This is a genomic window from Vibrio sp. FF145, assembly GCF_041439075.1.
Lineage (GTDB): Bacteria > Pseudomonadota > Gammaproteobacteria > Enterobacterales > Vibrionaceae > Vibrio > Vibrio tasmaniensis_A.
This window is the reverse complement of sequence record NZ_JBGONH010000002.1, coordinates 1-7547: the sequence shown is the minus strand read 5'-3', so window position 1 is coordinate 7547 and position 7547 is coordinate 1. Positions and strand designations below refer to the sequence as shown.

General features: G+C 44.1%; 5 protein-coding genes. 3 read left to right on the top strand and 2 right to left on the bottom strand.

The window, feature by feature from the left end:
- The first annotated feature begins 156 nt into the window (after positions 1 to 156).
- The gene (locus ACED42_RS01100) at positions 157 to 2511 is read left to right on the top strand and encodes a fatty acid cis/trans isomerase (RefSeq protein WP_371701036.1); all 2355 of its coding nucleotides are present in this window, start codon (positions 157 to 159) and stop codon (positions 2509 to 2511) included.
- A gap of 217 nt (positions 2512 to 2728) precedes the next feature.
- Here ACED42_RS01100 and torS read toward each other — a convergent pair whose 3' ends face one another.
- Together torS and ACED42_RS01090 are read right to left on the bottom strand one after the other, a co-directional pair.
- Positions 2729 to 5761 (bottom strand): TMAO reductase system sensor histidine kinase/response regulator TorS, encoded by a 3033-nt coding sequence (gene torS / locus ACED42_RS01095; RefSeq protein ID WP_371701034.1) that lies wholly within the window; start codon positions 5759 to 5761, stop codon positions 2729 to 2731.
- 64 nt (positions 5762 to 5825) lie between these two features.
- Positions 5826 to 5990: a hypothetical protein gene (locus tag ACED42_RS01090; RefSeq protein ID WP_231847902.1), complete on the bottom strand. Its 165-nt coding sequence runs from the start codon at positions 5988 to 5990 to the stop codon at positions 5826 to 5828.
- Here ACED42_RS01090 and torT point away from each other — a divergent pair.
- Both torT and ACED42_RS01080 read left to right on the top strand, forming a co-directional pair.
- Positions 5935 to 6882: a TMAO reductase system periplasmic protein TorT gene (torT, locus tag ACED42_RS01085; RefSeq protein ID WP_240797169.1), complete on the top strand. Its 948-nt coding sequence runs from the start codon at positions 5935 to 5937 to the stop codon at positions 6880 to 6882. The genes ACED42_RS01090 and torT overlap by 56 nt on opposite strands.
- Positions 6883 to 6942: 60 nt before the next feature.
- On the top strand, positions 6943 to 7398 hold the full coding sequence (locus tag ACED42_RS01080; RefSeq protein ID WP_009844869.1) for a methylglyoxal synthase: 456 nt from the start codon (positions 6943 to 6945) through the stop codon (positions 7396 to 7398).
- The last annotated feature ends 149 nt before the right edge of the window (positions 7399 to 7547 follow it).

Genomic DNA, 7547 nt, shown 5'->3' with positions numbered 1-7547 from the left:
CTCTAGTCTCTAGTCTCTAGTCTCTAGTCTCTAGTCTCTAGTCTCTAGTCTCTAGTAAATAACTTACATCAATATCTTATCTATAAAATAGTCAGAACATGAGCTTTTTCAATCATTTTCGATATAATTAGAGAAAATGCCTAATCTTTAATACGTATGAATTTGAAAAAACTCTTCATTTTAGCTTTTGTTAGCGTCTTCTCAGGTTGTGCCGTCTACGCGGGGTTGAACTTCGATCAGCTCTTTGGTGAACAACAAGTCCGAGATCGCCAAGCGCCTATTCTTTCATCTCAAGCACAGCATTTCATTGACGAAGTCAAACCTATCATTGATAGCCGCTGTGTTGTTTGCCACGCTTGTTATGATGCACCTTGCCAGCTCAAAATGTCATCAGTTGAAGGTATCGACCGAGGGGCGAGTAAAGCACTCGTTTATCAAGGCACCCGTTTAACCGCCTCAGCCCCTACCCGCCTGTTTGAAGACGCGATAACCACACAAGAGTGGCGTGATGCGGATTTTCATCCAGTGCTAAACGAACGTATGCAGAATTCAACGGCTAACCTTGATGCTGGGCTTGTTTCTCGTATGTTGATGCAAAAAGAAAACCACCCTCTTCCAGATCAAACGCAACTTGAAGGCTTCGACTTTTCAACCGATCGCGACCAACAGTGTCCAACCATTGAAGAGTACGCTCAATACGAAAGAGATTACCCGACGTGGGGAATGCCTTATGGCATGCCGAACTTAGATAAAACGGAATACGCGACTTTAATGAGTTGGTTGGAAAACGGCGCGTTAATGAATGACCATATTCCACTGAATGATGCGGAGCAAGAGCTCGTTGATATCTACGAGGGCTTTCTCAACAAGAGTGACAATAAAAGCCAGCTTTCAGCACGTTATATCTATGAACATCTGTTTCTATCACACCTCTATTTCTCTGATTTAGCTCAGCCAACACGCTTCTTCACCTTGGTTCGTTCTGCGACGCCTCCTGGTGAAGCGGTTCAACGCATCACGAGTCGTCGACCTTACGACGATCCAAAAGTGAATCGGGTTTATTATCGCCTGATTCCAGAGCAAGGCACCATCGTCCACAAAACACACATGCCTTTCGCATTAAATGAAGAACGCCTGAACAATTGGAACACATGGTTTGTGGATGCTCGTTACGCTGTCAAACAACTTCCTAGCTACGCGATTGACGTCGCGGCGAATCCAATGACTTCGTTTGAAGCACTTCCGGTGAACTCGCGCTTCCATTTCATGCTGGACAATGCACAAAACACCATCATGGCCTTTATCAAGGGGCCGGTGTGTCGCGGGCAGCTGGCACTCAACGTGATCAATGATAGATTCTGGGTACTATTCATCGATCCTGATAAAGCGGATCTGCCTGAAATTAATCAGTTTTATGCCAACCAGAAGCAAAACCTAAAGCTGCCTAGTGAACTAGAAAGCAACACTGTCCCTGTCACAAACTGGGTGAGCTACGCGAAGCAGCAAGCTCGATACCTTAATGCGAAATCAGACTTCACCAATCAATGGTTTGATAGCGGAGTAAATCTAGATACAGACATAATTTGGGATGGCAATGGCACGAACCCTAATGCCGCGCTTACTATCTTTAGACACTTTGATAGCGCTTCAGTTGTTCAAGGTTTAGTTGGCCCACAACCCAAGACAGCGTGGATTCTTGATTACGCCCTTCTAGAACGTATCCATTACCTTCTCGTTGCTGGTTTTGATGTCTACGGTAACTTCGGCCACCAACTGATTACCCGCATGTTTATGGACTTCTTGCGCCTTGAGGGTGAGAGTAACTTCTTGACCCTTCTTCCAAAAGACGTGCGACACATTGAACACTCAAGTTGGTATGAAAACCAAAGCTCACAGTTGAGCGACTACTTGCAGCGCAATATTGCACCTTTTGACCAGCCAACCAACGTGATATACAAAACGACAAATCCTAAGCGTGAACTGCTTAATATGATCAAAGATAAGCTCGCGCCGATCCTCGATAATCGCTTTGATATTGTCGAAACAGGGTTCAGTCGGAAAAACGAAGCTCTGCTCAAACAAGTGAATTTGATTAAGGGAGTTGGTCTGCGTCATGTGCCTCAATTAGTGACGATCATGATTGAAAGCGAGAGCGGCGATGAGCAGCTGTTCACTATGATTCACAATAACGCTCACAGCAACATTTCAAGCCTGTTCAATGAAGAGGGTAATCGAGATTACGCCAATGACGACTTAACACTGGTACGTGGGGTTATAGGTAGCTACCCTGCCGCTTATCTGTCATTAACTGAGCGCGATATACCGACTCTGGTTAAAGCACTGCAAAGCTTGGACACAGAAAAAGATTACGTCGCGTTGCTGGATAAGTTTGCAGTACGACGCAGTTCGCCTGAGTTCTGGCCATTCAGCGACCGAGTTCACCGTTGGTATCAACAAGATCAACCGATTGAGTTTGGTTTATTGGATTACAACCGTTTTGAGAATAGATAGTAAAAATAGATAGCCAGTAGGCGCTAGGCCTTGGTTCTAGCTTTTGAGCATTGAGTATATTGCCTTGAGCGTCGGCTATATTGCTTGGAATCTTGGTGAGTCTTTCTTAAAGAACCATTGGTACACATGCTAGAAAAAATCCTCTGACGAATAGTCGTTCAGAGGATTTTTTATTCAGCTTGCAGATTAGGTATAAGCTTAAAACAGGCTCACATCGTTAAACGGAAACATAGGGCACAAGTGCCTTCAACGAATCTCTAACTAGTTCCGATAAAGCTTGGTCGTTATCTCGATACTGCAATAATGGTTCTTCGCTTGCTTCAATGCTCTGACACAAGCTGTACAGTGCTGATAAACCCAAACTACCCGCCGACCCTTTAAGTTTGTGCGCCAAGGACTTCACTTCTCGTCCATCATCCGCTTGACTAGCCTCAGCTAATTCATTCAAGGTCAGGTCACTGCTTTCATCAAACAGCGCAACGATCTGTTTCATTTTCTCTAATCCAAGAATCGACAAATCACCCTCTATCACTTTGGAATCAATCAATTTCACCGAAGCATCTCCTTGGTCTTGGGAATCAGTTGTATCATATTGAGAATCAATTATAGCCGTGTGATTAGCCAATACATCTGCCATCTGTGTGGCGTTCAGTTCATCACTGTTACTCTCAATAACGCGTTTATAGTTTTGTTTGCAAACAGCATCATTCGGATCAGGCTGTGGTAACAACAGTGCTTTACCATCGAGTTGAGTAACGATGATCTGAGAAAGAGCCTCTTTCTCCAACGGCTTAGGCAAGAAACCATCGAACCCTGATGCTAAATAGCTTTCGACTTCTTCATTGAATACATGCGCCGACACCGCCACCATAGGGGGTATATTTAGCGGCTCAGCCGTGGACGTTTGTTCTAGAATCGCTTTTAACTGTTGAATCAGCTCTATGCCATCACAATCGGGTAGATTGATGTCTACCAACGCAATATCAAACGCCTGCTCACTGAATATAGCTCTGGCCTCTTCTCCTGTTATCGCCATCACAACGTCATGGCCTAGGTTATTCAGAAACCCTTCAGCAACAATGCAGTTAACAGGGTTATCTTCAATCAACAATACTTTGGCACGGATACAAGCTTCAATAGTCGGTGCTTTCGTTTCAATCTTCTCACCCGCGAACAAAGGTACTGAGAACCAGAATTGGCTCCCTTCACCTTCTTCGGAATGAACACCAATATCACCGTTCATTGCCTGCATGATACTTTTGCTGATCGCTAGTCCTAGCCCTGTGCCGCCAGTTTTATTGCGACCACTACCGGTTTGGGTGAATGCATCAAACAGACAAGCTTGCTCTTTGCTATCAATGCCAACCCCCGTGTCTGACACTTCAAACATCACTCGATTTTCATCTTCTATATCTAAGCTGATAAAGATATCGACTGAGCCTGTTTCAGTAAACTTAATCGCATTGCCAACCAGATTATTCAAAATTTGGCTGATTCGTGTTACATCACCACGCCAATAACGTTGTACGTTACTTTCAATATGGAAATCGAAATTAAGTTTCTTTTCAGCAGCACGTCCCTCCATTAGTTGGTAGGTATCTTTAACCATTTGGTAGAGATCAAACGAAGCCGTGCGTATTTCTAAATGCCCCGCTTCTATCTTTGAATAATCAAGCACGTCATTCAAAATGGCGAGAAGATTCTTGCCACTGCGGTTAATGATATCGGCATAACCCGATTGCAAAGGATCTAGCCCAGTATCTTTAAGTAATCGAGCCGTACCTAATACACCGTTCATCGGTGTTCGTATTTCATGGCTCATCGTCGCGAGGAAGGCGGACTTAGCCCGGCTTGCTTGCTCTGCGGCATTACGAGCCTTAGCGTGATTTTCCACCTCGACATTCAACTTCTCATTGGTTTTTTGCAGTTGATAAGTTCGGTCGGTGACCAATTCTTCTAAGTGTTCTTTATGTTCTTCGAGCTCACGTTTCGCCTTCGCTTCTCCAACGGCTACCACTTGTAGCGCCTGTGCCGTATTTCTCGCTGTAATAATAGCCTCACCCATATGAGCCAGTTCATCATTACCTTTAACCGAGATATCGATATTCAGACGCCCCTGAGCGATAGACATCAAAGCTGAAGAGTATTCAGTAAGACGTTTAACCACCGAGATATAAACAACTCGCCACACAATAACGGCAACGATAACCAAGCCAATAACCGAAATCACCGACAACGACCATTGAGCTAGATTCAGCGTGCTAGTCAGCTCATCAACCGCTTTTTTGGTACTTAGATTCGAATCATCGATCAATTGGTTAACCGTTGTATTCAGTTGCGAAAACAGCTCCAGCGTATTTTGCATCAGAAATTCAGATTTTTTGGTGTTCTCATATTGTTCTAGCGATATATCGAACACGACTTGGCGTTTTCTTAATTCTTCAAGAAGCTGAGACATCTGCGCTGAGCGAGTCGGATCTTCGACCGCTTTCACACGGCGCGCCATAATTCTTAAATTAGATTCAAACTCAGATTGGATTTGATGAATACGTTCAACGTTAGTGACAGTCTGCGTTTCTTCAATTTGATTAAGCATTTTGTACGCCAACAAATGTAATTCATGCAAGCGTTCAGACAAATCAAGGTCAACCTCAACAAGCGCATCTAAGGCTTGGTAGGCTTTATCAGTTTGCTTGGTTTCTAGCAGGTCATAGATGTGTGTGACGTTGGCAACTGCGATGGTGGCCGTGTTCAACACTTGGGTTCGGGTTAGCTGCTCTAGCTCTTCCGCAAGTAGACGCATCTCTTCAACACGAGAAGACAGTTCCTTGTTTAACCAAAGCTTACGTTCAACTGACACGCCCAACTCAGCCAGTGTATTAATAACACTTTGGACATTGTTTTCGAGTTTATTAAGAAGTTGGGAATCAAAACTGTCAACGCCAAGTTCTTTGATATGCTGAAGAAGCGACTCAAGTTGACCGAACAACATAGTGCCCGCTTCTTTTCTTTCTGCTTCATTTCTCGCATTAGAAAGCGTTTGTACCGACGAAATAATACGGTTACTCAACTCAGATACTTGACGAGCTTCGATCATGGCAGGAAGAGCAGAATCGACGACGTTTCTTTCAGTCTTTGCTACAAAGCTAAAACCAGAAACACCGATCAATGCAGACAATAAAACCAACAGGGCCATCACTAAGAATGAGGCCAGTAGCTTGCGTCCAATACTCGCTGAAGCTAACAACATAAACTCTAAACCTTAAAACGTTCTTCTTTACCCATGCAGAATACGCTATATTTTGCAGTGTTTCTTATCTAAAACCAATAAAACGGCAATTCATGCTATCTAGACCTTTAACTTCAAAAATTCTTCTCTCATTACTAGCATCAGTCACCACTGTAGCAAGTGCTAGTGAGCCTTTGAGCCCAATAAAACCGGCAGAAGCCACATCACAAAAAGAAAAAATTTGTGCCATTTATCCGCACCTAAAAGACTCTTATTGGTTATCGGTTAACTACGGAATGGTCTCAGAAGCAGAAAAGCAACAAGTCGAACTTAGAGTTTTGGAAGCTGGCGGTTACCCCAACGTCGCTAAACAAGCCTCACAACTGGTGCTTTGCACGCAATGGGGGGCTGATGCCATTATTTTAGGCACCGTTTCGCCTGACGCTTACCATGAGAACCTGACCAACTGGGTCGGAGCAACCCCTGTGTTTGCCACAGTCAATGAGTTAACCGTCAATAAAGAGCAACAAAGAGTATTAAAAGGCACGGTCGGTGTCGACTGGTATCAAATGGGCTTCCAAGTCGGAGAGTTTTTGTCGAAAAGACATCCAAAAGGGTCAGGAGAAACACCTATCGCCCTACTACTTGGCCCACAAGCAAGCGGTGGCACTAAACCTGTGGCACTCGGGTTTTATGATGCAATCAAATCGAGCGATATCAAAATCGCGATCAGCTATTGGGCAGACAACGATAAAGAACTGCAAAGAAACTTGGTACAACAAGTCATCGAACAACCGGATATTCAATATATAGTCGGAAGTGCAGTCGCGATTGAAGCTGCGATAAGTGAACTAAGAGCTGCGGGTAAAACCAAAGATATTGGGTTAATTTCAAGTTACTTAAGTCACGGAATTTACCGCGGTTTGCTTCGTAACAAGGTGCTTTTTGCACCAACAGATAAAATGGTTGAACAAGGTCGCTTGTCGGTAAAGCAAGCCACCCATTACTTGCGTGGTCAACCTTATGAAAAACATAGCGCACCCATGATTGAGGCACTGACACCCGCAACACTCAAAGATCAAATTATCGCTGACTCATTGTCACCTTCTGAGTTTCGCCCGGTATTCAGTGTGAATCCTTAGTGCTATATTGACTAAAGAACTCAAAACAATAAAAACGAATCAATCATTTAGGGAACATCCATGCAAAAAACGACGCGTACTATGCCAACGCATAAGAATATCGCTTTGGTCGCTCACGACCATTTCAAACCTGAGCTATTAAGATGGGTCAAAGAGAACAAAGAAAAACTACAAAAGCACTTCCTTTATGCAACGGGCACGACAGGTTCTCTACTCAGTAAAGAAACAGGCTTAGCGATTAAGAGTATGATCAGTGGCCCAATGGGCGGTGACCAACAACTTGGTGCGCTTATCTCTGAAGGCAAGATCGATATGATGATTTTCTTCTGGGACCCATTGAATGCTGTACCACACGACCCGGACGTAAAAGCACTGCTTCGTATCGCAAGTGTTTGGAACATCCCTGTAGCAACCAACCGCGCTACCGCTAACTTCCTGTTTAACTCTTCACTGCTTGAAGAAGAAGTGATCATTGAGATCCCAGACTACGAAGCATACTTGGCAGAGCGCACATAATCACACGTTAAATTAGCCCTTTACTAGGGCGTGTTGATCTTTCGAGCTGATTTTTGCAGCGAATTGCTGGGGATTTCTACAAGGCAGAGGCTTTGATGTGTAGCTAGCCTACATGAGAAGCCGATAACGTAGTAGAAATGACCAGCAAA

Excerpts from the sequence above, each read along its gene's own strand:
- torS (WP_371701034.1), bottom strand. The coding sequence starts at position 5,761 with ATGTTGTTAGCTTCAGCGAGTATTGGACGCAAGCTACTGGCCTCATTC.
- ACED42_RS01090 (WP_231847902.1), bottom strand. The coding sequence starts at position 5,990 with ATGGCACAAATTTTTTCTTTTTGTGATGTGGCTTCTGCCGGTTTTATT.
- ACED42_RS01080 (WP_009844869.1), top strand. The coding sequence starts at position 6,943 with ATGCAAAAAACGACGCGTACTATGCCAACGCATAAGAATATCGCTTTG.
- ACED42_RS01100 (WP_371701036.1), top strand. The coding sequence starts at position 157 with ATGAATTTGAAAAAACTCTTCATTTTAGCTTTTGTTAGCGTCTTCTCA.